Origin of the sequence: Streptomyces zhihengii (assembly GCF_016919245.1) — a bacterium.
GTDB classification, from domain to species: domain Bacteria; phylum Actinomycetota; class Actinomycetes; order Streptomycetales; family Streptomycetaceae; genus Streptomyces; species Streptomyces zhihengii.
In genome coordinates, this window is record NZ_JAFEJA010000001.1 from 1,587,683 (window position 1) to 1,608,298 (window position 20,616).

17 protein-coding genes are annotated in these 20,616 nt (G+C 75.3%); 3 read left to right on the forward strand and 14 right to left on the reverse strand.

Going from position 1 to position 20,616, the window contains the following annotated elements; all coding sequences use genetic code 11:
• Positions 1-127 precede the first annotated feature (127 nt).
• Complete coding sequence (locus tag JE024_RS06725; protein ID WP_205372715.1) at positions 128-2,017, forward strand: AMP-dependent synthetase/ligase; 1,890 nt, start codon at positions 128-130, stop codon at positions 2,015-2,017.
• Between the two features lie 82 nt (positions 2,018-2,099).
• On the opposite strand, the gene JE024_RS06730 is transcribed toward JE024_RS06725, so the two are convergent.
• The 4 genes from JE024_RS06730 to JE024_RS06745 form a co-directional block, all read right to left on the reverse strand.
• Positions 2,100-3,215, reverse strand: coding sequence for a winged helix DNA-binding domain-containing protein (locus JE024_RS06730; RefSeq protein ID WP_205372716.1), 1,116 nt, complete (start codon positions 3,213-3,215; stop codon positions 2,100-2,102).
• A gap of 82 nt (positions 3,216-3,297) precedes the next feature.
• Positions 3,298-4,038: a PIG-L deacetylase family protein gene (locus JE024_RS06735; RefSeq protein WP_205372717.1), complete on the reverse strand. Its 741-nt coding sequence runs from the start codon at positions 4,036-4,038 to the stop codon at positions 3,298-3,300.
• A 7-nt stretch (positions 4,039-4,045) separates the two neighbouring features.
• Positions 4,046-4,582, reverse strand: a complete 537-nt coding sequence (locus JE024_RS06740) for a DUF6879 family protein (protein ID WP_205372718.1) — start codon at positions 4,580-4,582, stop codon at positions 4,046-4,048.
• Between the two features lie 45 nt (positions 4,583-4,627).
• Positions 4,628-5,947 (reverse strand): MFS transporter, encoded by a 1,320-nt coding sequence (locus JE024_RS06745; RefSeq protein ID WP_205372719.1) that lies wholly within the window; start codon positions 5,945-5,947, stop codon positions 4,628-4,630.
• A gap of 92 nt (positions 5,948-6,039) precedes the next feature.
• On the opposite strand from JE024_RS06745, the gene JE024_RS06750 reads away from it, so the two are divergent.
• A complete protein-coding gene (locus tag JE024_RS06750; RefSeq protein ID WP_205372720.1) occupies positions 6,040-6,495 on the forward strand; it encodes an SAM-dependent methyltransferase in 456 nt (151 codons plus the stop codon).
• A gap of 56 nt (positions 6,496-6,551) precedes the next feature.
• Here the strand turns inward: JE024_RS06750 and JE024_RS06755 are convergent, their stop codons facing one another.
• The 9 genes from JE024_RS06755 to JE024_RS06795 all read right to left on the reverse strand — a co-directional run bounded on the left by JE024_RS06755 (position 6,552) and on the right by JE024_RS06795 (position 18,690).
• The gene (locus JE024_RS06755) at positions 6,552-8,549 is read right to left on the reverse strand and encodes an FAD-dependent monooxygenase (RefSeq protein WP_205372721.1); all 1,998 of its coding nucleotides are present in this window, start codon (positions 8,547-8,549) and stop codon (positions 6,552-6,554) included.
• Entirely contained in the window at positions 8,546-9,070 is a 525-nt protein-coding gene (locus JE024_RS06760; protein ID WP_205372722.1) for a truncated hemoglobin, read from the reverse strand. Before JE024_RS06760 ends, JE024_RS06755 begins: the two co-directional genes overlap by 4 nt.
• A 10-nt stretch (positions 9,071-9,080) precedes the next feature.
• Complete coding sequence (locus tag JE024_RS06765; protein ID WP_205372723.1) at positions 9,081-10,193, reverse strand: peptidogalycan biosysnthesis protein; 1,113 nt, start codon at positions 10,191-10,193, stop codon at positions 9,081-9,083.
• 184 nt (positions 10,194-10,377) lie between these two features.
• Positions 10,378-10,737, reverse strand: coding sequence for a hypothetical protein (locus JE024_RS06770; RefSeq protein WP_205372724.1), 360 nt, complete (start codon positions 10,735-10,737; stop codon positions 10,378-10,380).
• Positions 10,738-11,019: 282 nt separating this feature from the next.
• Positions 11,020-12,252 carry a beta-ketoacyl-[acyl-carrier-protein] synthase family protein gene (locus JE024_RS06775; protein ID WP_244882635.1) on the reverse strand — a complete coding sequence of 411 codons (1,233 nt, stop codon included), beginning with the start codon at positions 12,250-12,252 and terminating at the stop codon, positions 11,020-11,022.
• Positions 12,249-12,518, reverse strand: a complete 270-nt coding sequence (locus JE024_RS06780) for an acyl carrier protein (protein ID WP_205372725.1) — start codon at positions 12,516-12,518, stop codon at positions 12,249-12,251. The genes JE024_RS06775 and JE024_RS06780 overlap by 4 nt, the downstream gene beginning before the upstream one ends.
• Before the next feature lie 134 nt (positions 12,519-12,652).
• Positions 12,653-15,352, reverse strand: a complete 2,700-nt coding sequence (pigE, locus tag JE024_RS41900; protein ID WP_205372726.1) for a prodigiosin MAP biosynthesis aminotransferase PigE — start codon at positions 15,350-15,352, stop codon at positions 12,653-12,655.
• Between the two features lie 133 nt (positions 15,353-15,485).
• Positions 15,486-17,948 (reverse strand): hypothetical protein, encoded by a 2,463-nt coding sequence (locus JE024_RS06790; protein ID WP_205372727.1) that lies wholly within the window; start codon positions 17,946-17,948, stop codon positions 15,486-15,488.
• Between the two features lie 115 nt (positions 17,949-18,063).
• Positions 18,064-18,690, reverse strand: a complete 627-nt coding sequence (locus JE024_RS06795; RefSeq protein WP_205372728.1) for a TetR/AcrR family transcriptional regulator — start codon at positions 18,688-18,690, stop codon at positions 18,064-18,066.
• A gap of 71 nt (positions 18,691-18,761) precedes the next feature.
• On the opposite strand from JE024_RS06795, the gene JE024_RS06800 reads away from it, so the two are divergent.
• Positions 18,762-19,958, forward strand: coding sequence for an MFS transporter (locus JE024_RS06800; protein ID WP_244882636.1), 1,197 nt, complete (start codon positions 18,762-18,764; stop codon positions 19,956-19,958).
• 126 nt (positions 19,959-20,084) lie between these two features.
• Here JE024_RS06800 and JE024_RS06805 read toward each other — a convergent pair whose 3' ends face one another.
• The gene (locus tag JE024_RS06805; protein WP_205372729.1) at positions 20,085-20,615 is read right to left on the reverse strand and encodes a flavin reductase family protein; all 531 of its coding nucleotides are present in this window, start codon (positions 20,613-20,615) and stop codon (positions 20,085-20,087) included.
• Position 20,616 lies beyond the last annotated feature (1 nt).

The window sequence follows — 20,616 nt, forward strand, 5'->3', positions numbered from 1 at the left end:
CTCGCTTCCGCCGCGCACGGAGCGCGCCCGGTCGGCACCCGTGTGCCGTCGAGCCGTCCGTACCCGGGCATGCGCCCCGCGCACCGTCCGGACCTTGTACGCCCGCCCCCCGATCAGGAGTTCCGTCATGCCGCCAGCCCCGTCCGCGCCGTCCCCCGTCGACCGCCGCCCGCCGTCCGTGGCCCATCTCTTCCTCAGCAGGGTCGAGGCCACCCCCGACGCCGAGGCGTACCGCTACCCCGTCCCCGCTCCCGGCGGCCCCGGCGCCCCCGCTCCCGACGTGTGGCACTCGCTCACCTGGGCGCAGACGGCGCGGCGCGTCGAAGCCGTCGCCGCCGGGCTCCTGTCGCTGGGCATCCGGCCGGAGCAGCGGGTGGCGATCGCCTCGGAGACCCGGGTGGAATGGATCATCGCCGACCTGGGCGTCATGTGCGCCGGTGCCGCCACCACCACGGTGTACCCCGGCACCGACGCCGACGAGACGGCGTACATCCTGGCGGACTCCGGCAGCCGGGTGCTCTTCGCCGAAAGCGAGCGGCAGCTCGCCAAGGCCGCGGCCGCCGTCGAACGGCTGCCCGGCCTGACCCATGTGGTGCTGTTCGAGGAGCCCGCCGAACGGACCCCCGTCGAAGGGCTCACCGTCCTGACCCTCGGTGAACTGGAGCGGCGCGGCCTCGCGTTCCTGGAGCGGCACCCGGGGGCGGTCCGGGAGTCCGTGGCCGCCGTCGGCAGGGACGGGCTCGCCACGCTGATCTACACCTCCGGCACGACGGGCCGCCCCAAGGGCGTCCTGCTGCCGCACGACTGCTGGGCCTACCAGGGCGTCTCCCAGGAGGTCAGCGGTGTGCTCCGCGCCGACGACGTCCACTACCTGTGGCTGCCCCTGTCCCACGCGTTCGGCAAGGCGCTGCTGGCGGGGCAGATCCGCACCGGCCATGTGATGGCCGTGGACGGCCGGGTGGACCGTGTCATCGACAACCTGACCGTGATCCGGCCCACCGTCATGGCGTGCGTGCCCCGCATCTTCGAGAAGGTCTACAACGGGGTCCTGGGGAGGGCGAGGGCCGAGGGCGGCACGGCCCACCGGCTGTTCCTCCGGGCCGCGGACGTCGCCCGCCGCCACACGGCCCTCACCGAGGCCGCCCGGGCCGGCGGCGGGAAGCGGCTGCCGGCGGCCCTGCGGTTGCAGCACGCGCTCGCCGACCGGCTGGTCTACGCGAAGGTCCGTGCCGCGTTCGGCGGGCGGCTGCGCCACGCGGTCTCGGGCAGCGCCGCGCTGGCTCCGGGGGTGGGCCCCTTCTTCACGGGTGCGGGGATCCCCGTGCTGGAGGCGTACGGCCTCACCGAGACTTCGGCCGGTGTCGCGATCAACCCGCCGGGAGCCCCGCGGAGCGGCACGGTGGGTACGGCGCTGCCGGGGTCCGAGGTCCGGATCGCCGGGGACGGGGAGATCCTGCTGCGGGGCCCCGGCGTCATGCGCGGGTACCACGGTCTGCCGGAGGTGACGGCCGAGGTGCTGGAGAGCGACGGATGGCTGCGCACCGGTGACGTCGGCGAGCTCGACCCGGAGGGCTACCTGCGCATCACCGACCGCAAGAAGGACATGTTCAAGACCTCCGGCGGCAAGTACGTCGCACCGAGCGAGATCGAGGGCAGGTTCAAGGCGATCTGCCCCTTCGTCGGCACCGTCGTCGTCATCGGCGACGGCCGCAACTACTGCACCGCGCTGATCACGCTGGACGAATCGGCCCTGATGCCCTGGGCGGCCGAGCACGGCATGCGGGGCGTGCCGTACTCCGGCGTGGTCGCCGACCCGCGCACCCGGGCGCTGGTCGACGGGTTCGTCGAGCAGCTCAACGGCGGCCTCCAGCGCTGGCAGACGCTGAAGAGGTTCACGCTGCTCCCCCGCGAACTCGGCGTCGCGCAGGGCGAGCTCACCCCGAGCCTCAAGGTGCGGCGCCCGGTCGTGGAGCAGGCCTGGGCCCGGGAGATCGCCGCGATGTACCCCGGCGCCTGACGGGAGGCCCCGCCCCTGCACCGTGCGGCATCGTGGGAGACCCCGCCCGGCACGCGGGGCGCGCGGGTCGCCGTCCGGCCCCTCAGGCGTCCGCGAAGCGGATGTCGTGGCGGGGTGCGGCGGACATCAGGGCGAGGGTCCGGGCGGCCTCCTCGGTGAGGCCGGCGCGCAGGGCGCGGGTGAGGGGGCCGAAGGGGCGCACGGTCAGGGTCGCGGTGGCGGCGGATTCTTCGAGGTCCCAGGTCCCGGCGAGGAACCCGTCGGCCAGGAAGGTGCGGTGGGCCTGGTTGCCCGTCCAGGTGCGGCCCTTGTGCTCCGCGGGCACCACGCGGGTGCGGTCCGCGTGGGAGAGCAGCAGGTTGTCGAACTCGGGCAGGAAGCGGGGCGGGGCCGGGGTGGCGGGGTCGGGGCGCGGCGCGTCGGGGAGGTCGAACAGCTCGGTGCCGCGCTCGTCGCGGAAGACCAGCAGGCGTGGCCGCAGGCGTTCGAAGACCTCGCGCATCCTGGTCAGCCCGGACCAGGTCTGCATGTCCTTGACGGACGCGGGCCCGAAGGCGGCGAGGTAGCGGAGCACGGTGCCGTCGGCGGGGGGCGCGGGCTCGGCGGGGCGGCCCAGCCAGTGTTCCGCGGTGGTCAGTTCGACCTGTCCGCTCGCGCCCCACAGCCCGCGCGGGGTGACCTGGACGAGCGGGAGGGTGCAGCGGGCGGCGACGGAGAGCGCGAAGGGGTCGGCGTCGGGCCAGTGGACGAGCAGGGCCTCCCGGAGCTGCTTCATGGTCCGCGGCCGCTCCTCGACGAGGTCGCGCACGACGCGGGCCAGGCGCGCCAGGTCGACCCCGGTGAGCCCGCCTCGGAACTGGCGCAGTTCGCGGTCGCGGGCCGCCTGGACGAGGGGGCGCAGCGTCAGGCAGTCGTCGGCGGTGTGGGTGTGCACGGTGGACCGCAGGGTCACCAGGCGGGCGACTTTCCGGCCGGCCATGGCATCGGAGAGCTCCCGCGGGTCGAAGTCCGCGATGCGGGCGGCCAGGGCGAAGTAGGGCGGTTTGACATTCTGCGCCTGGAGCCCGACGAGGCGTTCCACCGCCGCCTCGGCGGTCGGGCGGGTGTGCGGGTCGCGCCGGAGCAGGAACTGGCGTTCCAGGGTGGCGCGGTTGAGGGCGCGGACGCCGAGTACGGGAGGGTTCGCCGTGTGGGCCATGGGACGACGGTACCGAGCCTTGCGGACAGGGTGTGTCCGCAAGGCCCGGTCCGCTCCGCTCCCGGCGGGCCCGTCGCCGGCGTCAGACGCCGATCAGCTCGAAGGCGATGGCCGGCACGCCGCCGAACCGCTCGCCGAAGGTGCGCACCTTCTTCTCCAGGAACCCCCGCGCGTCGGCCATCGGGTGGCCGGGGCCGAGGTCGTCCAGGTAGTCGAGGTAGGAGCGGTGGGCCTCCAGCGCGGCGACGCCCTGGTCCATGCAGCCGGTGACGTCGACGGCGTGGCCGGCGAACGGGGAGCCGCCGACGGCGACGTAGCGGACGCCCTTCCACGGTTCGAGGCCCTCGGCGGCCAGTTCGGGGAAGATCCAGCGGTTGCCGGCGTCGCTCGCGGCGTCCAGCAGCGCCCGGCCGACGTGGCGGTGGTCCGGGCTGTTCCAGTCGCCGCCCCGCCAGCGCTCGTGGAAGTTGAGCGTGACGAGGATGTCGGGGCGGTGCCTGCGGATGGCGGCGGCGATGTCGCGGCGCAGCGGCAGTCCGTACTCGATGGTGCCGTCGGGGTGGTCGAGGAACTCGATCTCCTTGACGCCGACGAGCGCGGCGGCCCGGATCTCCTCCTCCTCGCGGATGCGCCCGGCCTCCTCGGGCGTCACGGTGTCCATGCCCGCCTGTCCGCGGGTCACCATCAGATAGGAGACCTCGCGGCCGGCCGCGGTCCAGGCCGCGACGGCCAGCGCGGGGCCGTACTCCAGGTCGTCGGGGTGGGCGACGACGGCCAGCGCGCGCTGCCAGTCGTCCGGCACGGGTGCGTAGGGTTCGGCCACCGCAGGATCAGCCGTTCGACCCGGCGGGCGTCCACTCGGGCGTGTAGTCCCCGTGGTCGATGCCGCGCTCCCAGGCGGCCTCGAAGGAGTCGGTGCACATCTTCGCGATGGCCGGGTCCTCGTTCAGGGTGTGCGGGCCCCAGGAGCCGTCGCCGTGGAACTCGGTGAACCGGACCAGCTTGCCGTCGAACACCCAGAAGTCGTTGCCGGGGAACAGCAGGTCGGACACCCGGCTGCGGGGCAGCCAGCGCACGTCCTCGCCGGCGGGGACGTTGACGATGGTGGTCGTCTCCCACTCGTACCGGATGAAGTCCGTCACCGGCTCGGAGACGATGCGCAGCCGCCGCCAGGTGACGCCCCGAGCCAGGGTCTCCTGCACGAGTTCGACCCAGTCGAGGTGCCGGTCGTACTCGATCGGCTTGCCGGCCTGCCAGTCCACGAACACCGGGCCCTTCGGTGTGTACGTGTCACGCATCTCCAGGTGGATGGCCGAGTGCTTCGCCTGGCCGATCAGTTCCTTGAATGCGGGGAGGTTACTGGACATCGCTGACTCCTCTGCACGAGCCGGACCCAACCGGCTGCCGGGGGCTCATTGTTGCGGCGCCGTCGCGCCGGGAGCGCCTTGCAGATTGCTCTCTTCGGCGGCCTCGGCGGCCTGTGCCGCGGGGACCCTGGTGCGCACCGCCCAGCGGGTCACGGGGCCGCTGAGGGCGAGCGAACCGGTGAACAGGACGGCGAGCAGCAGCCAGCCGACCGCCCCGAGGCGGTCGGGCACGGTGGTCACCAGGACGGGGCCGGCGATGACGGCGAGGGCGTCCCCGGTGGCGAACACCCCGCCGTACTGGCCCTGGGCGTTCTCCGGGGCGAGTTCGTAGCGCAGTCCCCAGCGTGCCGCCTCGCCCCAGATCTCGCCGAGGGTGAAGAGCACGGTGGCGACGGCGAGGGTGGCGGCGGCGGCCCAGGCGGGGACGTCCCCGGAGAACGCGGCGACCGCGCAGGCCACGGCGAGCACGAGGAAGGTCCACTTCTGGAGGCGGCTCGCGCCGGCCACGGTGTCGGCGTCCCGGGCGACGTAGACCTGGAGGAAGACGACCATCAGGGTGTTGATGAGCATCAGCCAGGCGGCCATGGCGCGCGGGGCGTCGGTGTGGGTGACCAGCCACAGCGGCACACCGAGGGCGAGCACGGTCGGGCCGATGCGGGCGAGCCCGGAGACCTGGGCGACCATGATGTACGGGACGTCACGGACGGCGGACTGCTCGCGCCGGCCGCGCGGCTGCCGGGGCTGCGGCGCCACCCGGGGCAGCCGCATGTACAGCCCGGCGACGAGCACCATGGCGATCGCGTTGCCCCAGAACAGCCCGAGGTACAGCGAGCGGGAGTCGACCGCGATCACGAAGCCGGCGGCGAGCGAGGCCACGGCGAAGCCGCCGTTGAAGACCGAGCGCATGTAGGCGGAGAGCTTGACCCGGCCCTCGCGCCCCATCACCCCGGACACCAGCGCGCCACGGGCGACATGGCCGGTCTGTTCCGCGGTGCCCAGCAGCGCGGCCATCACCAGGTACAGGGCGAAGGAGTCGACGAAGACGGCGAAGACCAGCATCGCCGCCTTGCACAGGGCGAGCACGGCGGTCGTGCCGCGCGGCCCGAAGCGGTCGGCGAGGAAGCCGACGGGGACGCCGAGGACGAGCGCCATCACACCGGCGACGGAGAGCCCGATGCCGATCTGCGCCGGGGACAGGCCGACGACCCGGGCGAAGTAGACGGCGCCGCCCGCCATGTAGAGGCCGTTGCCGAGGCTCGCGACGGCCGTGCACAGCACGAGGAGCCGCCCGGGCCCCGGTTCCGGCAGCAGCGCGGACAGGAAGGACCGCCGGCCCTGCCGGGCCTCCTGCGCGGATTCAGTCATCGGTGACTCCCGGTGCATACGAGGATTGACGTGGCGTCAGGACGCGGGCATGATCGGGCCAAACCCGCACTTTTCCGTCGAAAGGCGATTCCATGCCGCATGCCTTCGTGCCCATCGGCGTCGTCCGCGGCCCCCGGCAGGGGACGAGGCAGGACGACTGGGGGGACGTCGAGTGCAGGATCGAGCTGAGCCCCGCGGAACTGGAGCCGGAGGCGACGCTCGGGCTGTCGGACTACTCGCACGTGGAGGTCGTCTTCGGCTTCCATCTGACCGACCGGGTGTGCCGGGGGACGCAGCATCCGCGCGGCAACCCGGACTGGCCCCGGGTCGGGATCCTGGCCCAGCGGGCTCCGAACCGGCCCAACCATCTCGGCGTCACCGTCTGCGCGCTGCTGTCCGTGGACGGGCTGACGCTGACCGTGCGCGGGCTCGACGCGCTGGACGGGAGCCCGGTCCTCGACGTGAAGCCGTACCTCCCGCAATTCGCCGCCCGGGGGGCGGTCCGCGAGCCGGGGTGGTCCGCCGAGCTGATGCGCGACTACTTCTGACCGGGCGCCCGCCGGGCCGGTGCCGGGGGCCGGATCCGCCGGTGGGCCGGTGCCGCTCATCCGGCGGCCTCCGGAGCCGCGTCCCCGGGCACCTGGGCGCACCGGGCCACGAGGTCCGCCCGGCCGGCGGCGACGAGGGTGTCCGCCTCGTCCGCCGGCAGCCCGGCCTCCGCCAGCAGCACCACGGGCAGCACCCCGGCGGCGGTCAGCTCCTCCGCCCGCCGGGTACGCGAGACACGGCCCGCGCCGGGCCGCACGGGTACGGCGAGGAAGTCGAACCCCCGCCGGGCCGCCCACGCGGCAAGCTCTGCCGCCGGGGCGGGGGCGGGCAGGCCCGCCGCAACCGGAGCGCCGGGCGGGACGCCCGGCACGGCGGAGGCGTCCACGACGGGGCCCACCCCACCGGCGGCGCCGGCCGCGGGGCCCGCCCCACCGGAAGCGTCGGCCCGGAGGGCAGATGCATCGGGGACGAGGGTGACGGGGTCCCTCCCATCGGGGGCGCCCGCCCCGCCGGAAGCGTCGACGGCAGAGCCCGCCGCACCGGGAGCGTCCACCGCGAGAGCCGTTGCGTCGGAGACGAGGCCGACCGGGCCCCTCACACCGGGGGCACCCGCAACGGGGCCCGGCGCACCGGCGGCGCCGGCCGCGGGGCCCGCCCCGCCGGATGCGTCCGCGACAGGGTCCGGCTCGGCGGAGGCGTCCAGAAGCAGGCCCACCGCGGGGGCGGCGGGCGTGCCGGGGCGGGTGGCGGGGGCGGCGGTCGGGGGCAGGAGCGGGCAGCGCACGGTGCCGTGCGCGGTGGGCACCAGCAGGACACCGCCGCCACCGGCCGCCGTGGCGAGTTCGGCCTCGGCGAGACGGCCCGTCGCCGTCAGCGCGCCGAGGGCGACGGGCACCTCGCTCGGGGCCGTGGCCGCGCCCCCGCCCGCGAGGCGGGCCAGCGTCCGCGCGGCGAACTCCGGGTCGCGCTCGCGCAGCCGCGCCCAGGTGTTCATCCGCCGGCGGCTGCGCAGCGCGAAGACCGTGCGGTGCCCGTCCACCCGGCCGCGGCGGCAGAGGGTCTCGAACCACTCGACGCTCTCCGCCGCCTCGGACTGCGCGGCCTCGACCACGGGCCGGCGCTCCCGCTCGTAGGCGTCGAGCGCCTCGGGGACGTCGGCGGCGCCGGCCAGCAGACGGGCGAGGCAGAGCGCGTCGTCGACCGCCAGGCTGGTGCCTGACCCGATGGAGAAGTGCGCGGTGTGGGCGGCGTCGCCGACCAGCACCCACCGCCCGTCGTGCCAGCGGGAGTTGGCCACCGTGCGGAACGGCTGCCAGCGCGCGGTCTGCGCGTGCAGCGGCGCGCCGCGCAGCTCGTCGGCGAAGATCACGGCGAGTTCCTTCTCCGTCTCCGGCAGCGGCCTGTCCCCGCCCAGTCCGTGCGCGGCGAGCGTGGCGGGGTCCGACTCGACGATGAAGGTGCTCTCCTCGGCGCCGTGCGGGTAGGCGTGGACGACCAGCAGCCCCGGGCGCACGTCCTTCAGGACGAACTGCGGGTCGAGGCGCACCGGTGCCGAGGCCCACAGGAAGTGGGTGCGGCCTTCGGTGACGGTCGTGCCGAACGCCTCGGCACGGGAGCGGCGCAGCGCGCTCCCGGCCCCGTCGGCGACGACCACCACATCGGCCCGCCCGGGCGCGGAACCGACGGTCCCGCGCACCGCCCGCACCCGGGGGCCGGCCTCCGCCAGGGCCCGGGTGCGGGCGTGGAAGGCCCGCCGTCCGAGGGCGACGGTCCCGTAGGCGCCGGACCAGATGTCCTCGTCGCCGACGCGGGTCAGGGTGCGGTCCCAGGTGCCGGTGGCGTCCGGCGGCAGGTCGAAGACGCCGGGGAAACGGGGCCGGAGCCCGTCCATGAACTCGGTGGACATCACGATCCCGGCGCCCGGCCCGCGGCCGTCCCGGTCGTGGAGGTCGATGGTCACGTCCGGTCTCAGGCGTGACAGCTCCAGGGTGAAGAACGCCCCCGCCGCTCCCGCCCCGACCACGGCGACATGCCGCAGCCCCGTGCCGGTCATCCCCGTGTCCCGTCCCAGTGGAAGCGTTCGCCGCGGGCCAGGGCGGCGCCCCGGGAGGCGGCCATCATCTCGCCGCTGGCGACCTTCATGATGGTGAGGAACTCGCCGAACTGCGGCTCGGGGGCGGCGATGTCGCGCCCGGCCCGGGCGATGAGCTCCAGCCAGCGGACCCGGTGGTCGCGTCCGATCAGGAAGTGGCTGTGCGCCTGGTGCAGCCGCGGGTCCCAGGCGGCGGTGAGGTCGTTGGCGCCGTACATGCGCACGAAGTGGGCGGCGAGGCGGGCGCTGTGCTCGGCCCAGTCGTCCGTGACGAACAGCGCGACGAGTACCGGGTCCTCGGCGACGAGTTCGTAGAAGCGGGTGGCCAGCGCCTGGAAGAACGGTTCGCCGCCGATGCCCTCGTAGAAGTCCTCCACCTTGCGGTCGACCTGCTGCGGGGTCAGGTGCTCGCCGGACTGGAGCCCCTGGTCGGCGACGAGCAGGACCTTGCCGTCGTGGTGCGGTACCGGTGGTTGCGGCACGGACTTCTCCTCATCGGTCGAGCAGCAGGGCTGCCGCGGAAAGGGTGTTGACGGTGCATCCGCGGAGCTTCTTCGCCTGGAGCGTCCCGAGGCCGTACGCCATCGACGTGATCCCCAGGCGGGGGGCGAGTTCCGCGGGGCGGTAGAACATCGTGGCGAAGTAGGTGAAGGAGGCGTCGGGGCGGTCGTAGTCGGTGCCGCTCATCAGGACGGTCCACTGCGCGCCGTCGCGGACGAGGATGCTGAACGAGAGCAGCGCCCCGTCCCGACGGGCCTCCACGACGGTGACGTTCTCCGGGCCGAAGTGCTCGCGCAGGTGGCGCAGCGAGCCGGCCTCCCGCTCGGCGTCCGGGACGCCGCCGTACTTGGTGACGATCTGGTGGCGGAGCCTGACCAGTTCGGGCTCCTCCTCCCCCACCGGGCGCTCGCCGACGACGACGCCGGCCAGCGCGATGTCGCGCAGCTCCCGGCGGACGGCGAACCGGCGCTTGCGCGGCAGCGTCGCGAGGTAGCCGTCGAAGTCCTGCCAGGTGACGTCCATGTCGCAGCGGTCGACCATGGGGACGATGTCGAAGCCCCGCTCGCGCAGGGCGTCGGTGAAGACGGGGAAGTCGGGGCGCAGGAAGAGGCCGGCCACGGACCGCATGCCGTTGTCCCGGGCCCAGTCCACCAGGCCGTCGACCCAGCGGCCGCAGGCCACCGGGTCGTGGGCGCCGGGGCCCGCCGGGGCGGTCTCGTAGTTGGGGAACATCAGCAGGCAGCACGGGAAGACGTCCTCGGGGGCGCGTCCTCGCCAGGGGTGCGGCCCCAGTTCGGCGACGCCGTCGGCGGCGCTGCCGCCGGAGAGCACCCGGAAGGGGTCGAAGCGCACATGGCCGGTGGGCTCGGCGACCGGGCCGCCGACGAGGGCCACCGAGGGGCCGTGCCCGCCGTTCAGCGCCAGGGTGCGGGCGCCGCCGGGGATGCGGCCCTCGGCCAGGGTGATCCAGCGGCGGCTGAGCGTCGCCGGGGAACCCGCTCCGAGGAGCGCGTCCCAGTCGTCCGGCACGCCGGGGCGCACGGTGAAGGCGCCGGGCGGCGCGGGTCGCACGGCGGGGGCCGGGAGGTCGTCCATCTGCGTCACGGCGGTTGTCCTTCGGTCGTGTCCCGGCCGCCGGTGGAGCCGGTGCGGGGCCCGGGGGCCCCAGGCCCCGCACCGGTGCTTGCGGTCGGCCGGACGGGGTCGGTTCACCCCTCGGGCCTCTCGTCCGGATCTCGGCGTGCGCGCGGGCCCCGATCCGTGCGGGAGGCCCCCGGGCCGGGAGGGATCAGACGGTGGCCAGGTCCCAGACCTTGGCCGTGTCACCCTGCTCGTGGGCGTCCCAGACCTGGATCAGGTCCCAGACGGTGAGCTCGTCCCACACCTTGAGCTCGTCCCACACGGGCAGTTCGTCCCAGACCTTCAGCTCGTCCCAGACCTTGAGCTCGTCCCAGACCGGCAGGCGGTCCCAGACCTTGAGCTCGTCCCACACGGGGAGACAGTCCCAGACCTTGAGCTCGTCCCAGACCTTCAGCTCGTCCCAGACCGGCAGGCGGTCCCAGACGGGCAGGCGGTCCCAGACCGGCAGCCGGTCCCAGACCTTCAGCTCGTCCCAGACCGGACTGGCCGTGACGTGCATGTCGTGCATGTCGTGTCCTTCCGATGAGTGCGGCAGTCCGTTCCATTCCAGGAGTCACCGCCTCAACCGTGGGCCGGAGGGCGCAAGCCGTGGGCACTCGGGGAGCTGTACCGCTCGCAGTGAAGCGGTCCTTCCTGGCCATGGCCCGGCGGGGGCCTGATCCGGCCCCCGGTCCGCCGAGTGTTGCAGAGCGGGCAAAGGCCCGTCTTCTCCCAGATTGCTCGGCGCCGCACACTCCGGAAGACGGACGGAGCCGCCGACGAAGCCGCAGGTCACAGCGGTCGGGCGAGGTCAGGTGCCGAAGGCGAGCACCACATTGTGACCGCCGAACGCGAAGGAGTCGGACAGCACGGCCCGCAGGGCGGCCGGGCGCGGTTCGGCACCCACCACGTCGAGCCCGATGGCCGGATCCGGTGAGTCGAGGTTGAGCGTTGGCGGGACGGTGCCGTGCCGCAGGGCCAGCACGCTCGCCACCGCCTCCACGGCACCGGCGGCGCCCAGCGCGTGCCCGGTCATCGACTTGGTGGCCGACACCGGGACGTGCGCCGCGGCCTCGCCCAGCGCGGCCCTCAGGGCCCTGGCCTCGGCGTCGTCGTTGTAACGGGTGCCGGTGCCGTGGGCGTTGACGTAGGAGACGTCCGAGGGCGCCCACCCGGCGGACCGCAGCGCCCGGCGGATCGCGCGGGCCGCGCCCGCGCCCTCGGGGTGGGGGCCGGCCACATGGTGGGCGTCGGAGGTCCGTCCCCAGCCCGCGAGGACGGCGAGCACCTCGGCGCCCCGGGCGCGGGCGTGCTCCTCCGACTCCAGCACGAGCACCGCCGCGCCCTCGGCGAGCACGAAGCCGTCCCGGTCGGCGCCGAACGGGCGGCTGGCGGCGGCGGGTTCGCCACCCCGGCCGGACAGGGCCCCGGCCCGGGCGAACCCGGCGACGATCAGCGCGGTGACGGGCGCCTCGGCGCCGCCGGCCAGCACCACGTCGGCCTCGTCGGAGACGATCATCTGGGCGGCCGTGACCAGGGCTTCGGCGCCGGAGGCGCAGGCGGTGACCACGGAGGTGCTGGGGCCGGTGATGCCGTGGGCGATGGCGACGTTCGCCGCGGGGGCGTTGGCCATCGACATCACGACCGAGCGGGCGCCGATCCGGCGGGGCCCGTCGGTCTGGAGCAGCCGGGCGTTGCGCTCCAGGCTGCCCACGCCGCCGGCGCCGGTGCCGATGGCCACACCCACCCGGTCGCGGTCCAGGGCGGTGAGGTCGAGGCCGGCGTCGTCGAGGGCGAGCCGGGCGGCGGCGAGCGCGAGATGGGTGGCGCGGTCCGTGGCCAGTTCCTCGCGCCGCCCGGGGGCGAGGCCGGGCGGCAGGTCGACCTCACCGGCGATGCGGACGGGGAGGCCGGTGGCGTCGAAGCGGGTGATGGCGCGGATCCCGCTGACCCCCTTGAGCTGGGCCTGCCAGAAGTCGTGGCGCCCGGTGCCGATGGGCGTGACGGGCCCGACCCCGGTGACGACCACCCGCGGGCCGCTCACCGCCGCGCTCCGCTCCCGTGCGCGACGAGGTAGCCGACGACGTCGCCGACGGTGGCGAGCCCGAGGACCGCGTCGTCGTCGACGGGCCGCCCGCTCTCCGTCTCCATGATGGTCAGCAGCTCGACCATGTCGAGCGAGTCGAGGCCCAGGTCGTCCTTGAACCGGGCCTCCGCGGTGATCTCCTCGGGGAGGAGGCCGAGCTTCTCCTCCAGCAGCGCGCTCACACGGTGGAGGATCGCGTCGGCCGAGGTGGTTCCTGTCGTCATCGGTTCGTCCTTCGGTCGAGGGTCGAGGGTGGGGGCGGAGGTGGGGGGCGGAGGTGGGGGCGAAGAGTCGGGGCCGAGGTCGACGGGGTCGACGGGGACCCGGGGGTACTGCGGGCGCGGCGGGCGCGGCCGGTTCAGGTGCGGCCGGCGGGTCCCGGCGCGGGGGGCGCGGTGACGCTGCCTGCGTGCAGCGCGAGATCGGCGCAGACCGCGGAGACGGCGGCCGTGAAGGCGTCGGCCTGGGCGTCGGTCAGGGTGAGCGGCGGCTGGATGCGCAGCACCCGGTTGCTGTTGGCCGTGACGAAGGTGAGCATCCGGTGGTCGCGGGCGAGCTGGGCGGCGAAGCGCAGGCACAGCATGTCCCCGAGGGAGGACTCCAGCGCCTCGCCGGCCCGGCGCACCGCGCTCCGCACGTCGTCGGGCAGCCAGTCGACGAGGCCGTGCAGATCGCCCGGGAGGCGGGTGAGGAGTTCGTCCGCGAGGGCTCCGGCGGCGCCGGAGAAGTCGCCGTCGAACTCGACGGCGTTCATCAGTCCGATGCCGCGCACCTCGCGGACGAAGCCGTACGGGGCGCAGGCCGTGCGCAGTCCCTCGCGCAGCCGTGCGCCGGTCGTCCGGGCCCGCTCGGGGAGGTGCTCCTCCTCCACCACGTCCAGTGCCGCGAGGGCCACGGCGGCGGCGAGGTTGCCGCCGCCGAAGGTCGACGAGTGGAGCACGGCCCGGTCGGTGCTGCCGTAGGCGGCGTCCCAGAGCTCCGCGCGCACCAGGGTGGCGGCGATCGGGACCAGTCCCCCGGAGAGCGACTTGGCGAGGCACACCACGTCCGGTTCGAGCCCGTCGTGCGCGGCGGCGAACATGGCCCCGGTGCGGCCCAGTCCGGTCTGGATCTCGTCGAGGACGAAGGCGGCCCCGGCACGGCGGCACAGGCGCTGCGCCTCCAGCAGGTAGCCGGGCGGCGGCAGCACCACACCGCCCTCGCCCTGCACCGGTTCGACGATGAAGGCGGCGGCGCCCTCGACGGCCCGGGCGAGGGCTTCGGTGTCGCCGTAGGGGACGGAGACGACGTCGCCGAGCAGCGGGGCGAACGCCCGGCCGTGCGCCGCGCGTCCGGTGACGGACAGCGCGCCCATCGTCTTGCCGTGGTAGCTGTTGGCGGTGTGCACCAGGCGGGTGCGGCCGGTGCCGGCGCGGGCGGTCTTCAGCGCCGCCTCCACCGCCTCGGCGCCGGAGTTGCTGAAGAAGACCCGCTCCAGGCGGCCCGGGGCGAGGGAGCTCAGCCGTTCGGCGAGTTCGCCGGTCTGCACCGGCACCGAGACGTACTGGGTGAAGGTGGGGGCGCCCCCGTCGAGGAAGGCGCGCAGGGCCCCCACCACCCGGGGGTGGTTGTGGCCCAGGCTGACGGCACCGTAGCCGGCGACGAAGTCCAGGTAGTCGGTGCCGTCGGCGGTGGTGAGCACACAGCCGTCCGCGCGGGTGAACACCCGGTCCATCCCGTGGGCGGCGAACAGCCGGGACAGGGGCGGGTTGACGTGGTCGCGGAAGCGCCGCCGGCTCGCCGCGTCGGCGGACTCGGACGCCTCGGCGGGTGCGGGGGCGGCGGTTCCGGACGCATCGGCCGATCCGGGGGCGGCGGCGGTTCCGGATGCCTCGCCCGATCCGGGGGCGGCGGCGGACGCGGCGGGTCCGGTGGTCGAGGGGGCCGCGGCGGGTCCGGTGGTCGCGGGGGCCGCGGCGGGTCCGGTGGTCGCGGGGGCCGCCGGCCGGGGCCGCGGGGTGTGGTGGGGGGCCAGCCGGGCGATGTCCTCGTCGGCGAGCGGGCGGCCGAACATGGCGAGCGGGGTGGGCAGGAAGCCGTGGCGGGCGGCGAGCGCGCCGATGCGGCGCACCCCGGCCACGTCGATCTCCCGGCCGAGGGACCAGTTCTCGGCCGTGCCCTCCAGGGCGAGCACCAGGGTCTCGGCCAGGCAGCCGTTGAGCTGCTGGGTGGGGGCGGGGAGGCCGCCGTCGCCGACGCGCACGGACGCGTCGGCGCTGACCAGGCCGCCGTCCACGACGAGCACGTCCCGGCGGGCGGGCGGCAGGGGCGCGTCGCGGGGCAGGGCGACGTCCACGACCACCGAACCGGGGTGCAGCCGGCCGGTGTCGACGACCCCGCCCGAGGAGGTCGCCGCGATGTACAGGCGCGGGGCGGCGTAGCAGCCGGCGATGTCGTCGAGGAGCACCACCCGCTCCCGTTCCGCCGGGTCCAGCCAGCGCAGCAGCCCCCCGGCGGCGCGGCCCCGGCGGACGACCAGTTCCAGGCGGAACCCGTCGGCGAGCAGCAGCCGGGCGACCGCGAGGGCGATCGAGCCGGGGTAGCCGACGACCACCACGGGCGCGTCGGCCGCGGCGGGGCCGAGCAGCCGCGCGCAGCGGCGCAGCGCCTCGTGGGCCGCGTAGGCGGTGAGCGAGTTGCCGCTGGTGACGGGGACGCCGGACCGGGCCGCGGTCCACAGGCCGCGGTCGCCGACGATGGAGGTGGCGCCGCCGAGTCCGACGATCTCCGCTCCGGCGTCCCGCAGCGCGGCCACCTCGGCGGCGACCATCTCCCGGGCGGCGGTGGGGCGTTCGAGGATCTGCTCGGCGGTGAAGGCCAGGCCGCGGACCTCGCCGTCGCACCGGTCGCCGGTCGGCGAGGTGACGGAGGTGAGCATCGGCAGCGGGACGTGCAGCCGCGGGCCGGGCGGGCGCACGGTGCCGCGGTGGTCGTCGAGGAGGCGGCCCAGCAGGTCCAGGCCGCGCATCTGGTTGCGGTGGGCGGGGCTGACGGCGTGGGCCAGGAAGCCGAACTTCACCGGGCTCTCCTTCGTCTGGGAACGAGCGGGTGACTCTCCGCGCGGGTGGCGGGGACGGCCCGGGCGGGGGCGGGGCCGGGAGACGGGCCGGGACCCTGACGGGACGGCGGGGCGCGGTGCCGGGCGGGCCGGGTCAGCGGGCGGGGCGCGGGCCCGGGCGCCGGGCCATGCCGAAGGCCAGGTCCGGCAGGCGGTCGCGCTGCCAGCCGAGGGAGGAGAGCAGACTCAGGCCGTCGCCCTCGTTGTTGTGCTCCAGCGGCACCGTCCAGAGGTCGACCGCCCCCGGTCTGCGCAGGCGGTCGGCGAGCTCGTCGTGGTCGACGTCGTCGAGAACGCGGCGGGTGACGGTCAGTCCGCCGTAGTCGGTCTCCCCCTCGGCTTCCAGCAGATGGAGGACCTGGGTCTGGCGCCCGGCCGGTCCGGCCCGGCGCCCCTCGCGGTAGGTGCGGATCACCGAGTGGCCGCCGTCGACCAGCCGGAAGACGCTCAGGTGGCCCGCGAGGCGGTGCCCGTTGAGGGTGACCTCCTGCACCAGGGTGGGCACGATGTCGGGCACCAGCGCGGCCGCCCCGTCGCCGACGAAGGCCAGCACGTTGTCGTCACGGGTCAGCGCCAGCGCCGGCACCGCCTGGAGGGCGTCGCCCATCAGGGCCCTGCCGTACCAGCCGGAGAAGCCGGGGCCGGTGCGGGGGAGGTTGCGGATCGCGGACAGCCCGCCGCGGCCGACGTCGAAGACACCGGTCCAGGTGTAGCCGTGGCGGCGGACGAGGGTGTCGAGCACGGCGCCGAGCCGGGCGAAGAAGTAGTTGGCGCTCATCGGCCGCACGGGCAGGGTGTGCAGCACGTCGGAGGCGCTGTCGCGGCTGAGCGCGATGGCCCGTTCGCGCCGGTCGCGCAGGGCGTCCGGCACGTCGAGCCGTGCGCGGACGGCGCGCAGGAACGCGGCCGCGTCGCACTCCAGCGGGTGGTCGGCGAACGGGGCCAGATGGGCGCGTTCCCTGGTCACCTGCACGATGCGCAGCGATCGGGCCAGGGCGCGCGGGGAGAACGGGGTGGCGGCCTCCGGTATGCGGCTCTTGAGGAAGAACAGGCACTGCTCGTCCCGGGGGCGCAGGGCGCCCCCGTGGTGGAGGAAGTCGTGGACGCGGTCCGAGTACCCGTAGAGCCCGAGGGTGCCGAGGTAGTACGGCACGGGGCGGCCGTCGCGGAACCGGGCGACGGTGCCCGGGCGGGTGAGCGAGTCGGCGAGGGCGACGCCGGCGCGGGAGGCGATCTCGTGGACCAGGCCCTCCTCCTGCGCGTCGAGCGGCCCGCACTGCCAGAGCACCCGGTCCGGGCCGCGGTTGAGCAGGTCCATGACGGGGGCGAGTGCGTCCTCGCGGACCGTGAGGACGGGCCTCGGGCGCGGGGGCGGCGGCGCGGGCCGGCGGGGCTCGGCCCGCGCCGGGGCGCGCAGCACCGCCGGGGTGGCGAGCAGCACGACGGGGCCGCGGTCCTCCTCGAACGAGGCGTAGGCGGCGCGCAGTTGCTCCTCCAGGCGGGCCGGGTCGTCGAGGTGGTGGAAGGGCACGCCGCGGGCGCGCAGCACCTCGCGGGAGTCCTCGGCGGCGTGGACGGTGCCCTGGAAGGGGAACCAGGCGTCCTCGGGCGAGTCGGCGCAGACCAGGAACCCGCGGGCGCGGGCCTCCCGGAGGTTGGCCAGGGTGCCGCGGAACTCGTCGACCATGCCGCTGGTGACCACGACGAGGAACGGCGCCCCGTCGAGCTGCCAGCGGGCCAGCGCGCCGCAGGCGAGGCTGTGTTCGCTGGGGCCGCGCAGCACGGGGTTGCCGCCCCGGGCGGCGTGCTCCTCCAGGTCGCCGATCAGCCCCGACACCACGGAGCCCGTGTAGTAGTGCAGGCCCCAGCGGGCGCCGGCGCGGGCGTCGAGGAAGGCGGCCAGCTGCTCGCCGAGCAGCGAGCGACCGGTGGCCGACGCGCTCCGCAGCGCCGTGGAGGCGTAGTCGAGCTGGACCCAGTCGGTGAAGGCGACGGCGACGTCGGCGGCGAGCACCCAGTCCCGGTCCGGGGCGCGCCGGCGGCCGTAGGGGCCGGCGACGAGGGCGGGGCCGAGCGGGGCGCGGTCGTAGACGAGGACGGTCCGGGAGGTGAAGGTGTGGGGCGTGTCGCCGAGCGCCTCGGCGAGCAGGGCGAGCCCGGCGGCGATCGTCCCGTCCGGCTGCCGCCGCGGTCCGTCCGGTTCGGTGAGGACGAGGGCGAGCCTGTCGTCCCCGGAGCGCCGGCGGGCCAGTGCGCCGGCCAGCGCCCCGGCGGCGGCCGGGAAGGTGGCGGCGGCGAGATGGCGGACCTCGGCGTCGGGCACCACCCGGTCCAGGAACCTGCGGGCGCGTCCGGCAACGGTGTGCCACTCGGGGTGGTCGGGCGGCGCGGGCAGGGGCCCGGCGACATCGGTGACCAGCCGGGACGCGGCGCCCGGGTCCCCGTCTCCGGTCAGGCCGTTCAGCGCGGCGGCGACCGCGGTGTGGAAGGCGGCGCGGCTCCCCACCGTGACGACGAGGAACCTCGGCCGTTTGTCGCTGTCACTGCCGCTGTCCACCCTTGCCACTCCCCCGTCGACGCGCAGGGCCGCTGTGCCCGTCCAGCAGTCTGCATCGCGCCCGCTGAAGGCGATCTGCATAACCTCTGGAGGCGGCCGGGCGGCAAACGGGCCGTCAGGCGTCCCCGATCAGGTGGCAGCAGAGGCTGTCGTAGGCCCAGTCCTCCCACTGCTCCCTGGTCCAGTTCCGTTCCGTGGCGAGCAGGTGGTAGAGCTCGGGGCCGAGCAGCGCGCCGCAGATGTCGAGGGCGCGTTCGTGTCCGAGCCCCTCGCGCAGGACCCGGCGTTCGGCGAGGGAGTCGACGAAGTGGCCGTGCAGCGTGCGCCGCCGGCTCCGGTTGACCTGCCACTCCTCCATGCCGTCCCCGTAGGTGACGGCGGCGTTGCGGAGCACCTCCAGCAGCGGCGCCGCCTGCGCGTTGACCGTGCTCATGAGCTGGGCGAGGTGGCGCATCTGCTGACGGGGGTCGCGGACGGCGAGCGCCTCGGCGACCCGGGTGAAGGAGGTGAGCCCTTCGGGGCCCTCGGTGCACGGGAGATGGAGGTCGACGAGATGGCCGAGAAGGCGCTGCTTGTTGCCGAAGGCGAAGTAGACCGTCTGCACGGCGACGCCCGCGTGGCGGGCGATGGACTCGATGGTCGTGGCCACGTAGCCGTGATCGGAGAAGAGCTGCATGGCGGCGTCGAGGATGCGCTGACGTGTCAACTGTGCCCGCGTGCGCTTGACATCCTTCGGCAGCACCGGAACTCCTCTTGCTATAGTCGCCGTCTAGAGTCGCCATATATTCACATCGACGGACCAGGGGTGCAAGCGTGACGGCTGATCCCGGCGAAAAGACGACACCGCGCACCACACGTCCTCCCTCGGCCCTCCTCCCCCTCCTCACGGGCGGCATGGGCTTGTCGATGTTCGTGCTCTACGCCATCGGCGCGCTCGGACCGTTCCTCGTCGCCGACCTGGACCTGTCGGGTCCCCGCCTCGGTCTGCTCACCGCGGTGACCTTCGGCACCGCGGCGCTGCTGTCGCTGTACGCGGGGCATGCGGCCGACCTGGTCGGCGGGCGGCGGGCGCTGGCGCTGCTGGGGGTCCTGGTCGCCTGCGCGTTCGCCGCGCTGGCCGCCTCGCACAGCTACGGGCTGCTGCTCGCCGCGCTGGTCGCGGGCGGCGCGGCGCAGTCGCTCGCCAACCCGGCGACCAACAAGCTGATCGCCGCCCATGTGCCGCCGCAGCGGCGGGCGATGGCGGTCGGCGTGAAGCAGTCGGGGGTGCCGCTCGCCGCGTTCACCGCCGGACTGGTCCTGCCGTCGCTGGCGCAGGCCACCTCGTGGCGCACCGCGCTGGCCCTGGTGGTGCCGCTCGCGCTGGCCGCGGCCGGGGCGGCGCTGCTGCTGCCGGCGGACGGCCCGCCGCCGTCCGGGGCCGCCCTGTCGCTGCCGTCGCCGCCGAACACGCCCACCCGCTGGCTGATGGGCGTCTCCTTCTTCATCGGCTGCGGCCTGGCCTCCCTGACCACGTATCTGCCGCTCTACGCCCATGAGCGGCTCTCGCTCGGCGAACGCGGCGCCGGCGCGCTCATCGCCGCCGTCGGGGTCTCGGGCATCGCGGCCCGGCTGCTGTGGTCGAAGTACAGCGACCGGCTGGACGTCCCCCGCTCGCTGCTCGTCCTCGCGGTCGCCGCGGTGGCGTCGGCCCTGCTGCTGCCCGCCGCCGCTGCCGGGACCTGGCTGGTGTGGGCGGGGGCCGTGGGGCTCGGCGGGTCGGCCGCCGCGGCCAACGCGATCACCATGGTCGCGGTGACCAGGGGCAGCGGCTTCGGCAGGACGGGGCACGCCTCGGCCCTGGTCTCCCTCGGCTTCTTCGCCGGCTTCGTGGCGGGCCCCCCGGCCTTCGGCCTGCTCGTCGCGTCCGCCGGCGGCTGGACGGCCGGCTGGGCGCTGGTGACGGCGGCCTTCGCGGTGGCCGCCGTGCTGTCGTGGGCCGGCCGCGGCCCGGTGCGCCGCAGCGTCTGACCGGACCCCGGGGCCGGGCTCCGGGGCCGGGCTCCGGGGCCGGGCTCCGGGGCCGGGCTCCGGGCACGCCGGCGGGCCCGGGAGCAGGCTCCCGGGCCCGGTGGCGCGCCGCCCGTGCGGCCGGTCTCAGGACATGAAGTCGTAGTCCAGGTGCCGGTCCTCGTCCGTGTCCGTCCAGAAGCCGTAGCGGCGCATCCCGTACATCAGCGGGAGCTGGAGCTGGAGCTGGGTGATGGCGGCGACGCGCCCCATCACCACCGCGTGGTCGCCGACCTTCTGGATCTCGTGCACGGCGCAGTCGGCGATGGTGTGCGCCGCCTCGTGCAGGTGCGGGCCGCCGATGTCGCCCACGGTGCGCCAGGCGACCTTGTCGAAGCGCTCCCGGACACCGGACGCGAACAGCTCGGCGGTCGCCCGGGCCTGGCTGTGCAGCAGGTTGACCGCGAACGCGCCGCTGCCCTGCACCGCCTGGAGCGTCGGACTGCCCTGGCGCAGGCAGACCAGCAGGGTGGGCGGGTTCAGCGCCACGCTGCACAGCGAGGTGCAGGTCATCCCCCACGGCTCGCCGTCGGGCGCGACGGCGGTGATCACCGAGACCCCGGTGGGGAACCCCGCCATGAGCGGTCGGATGTCGGGCTGCTCGGACTGCGGCGTCATG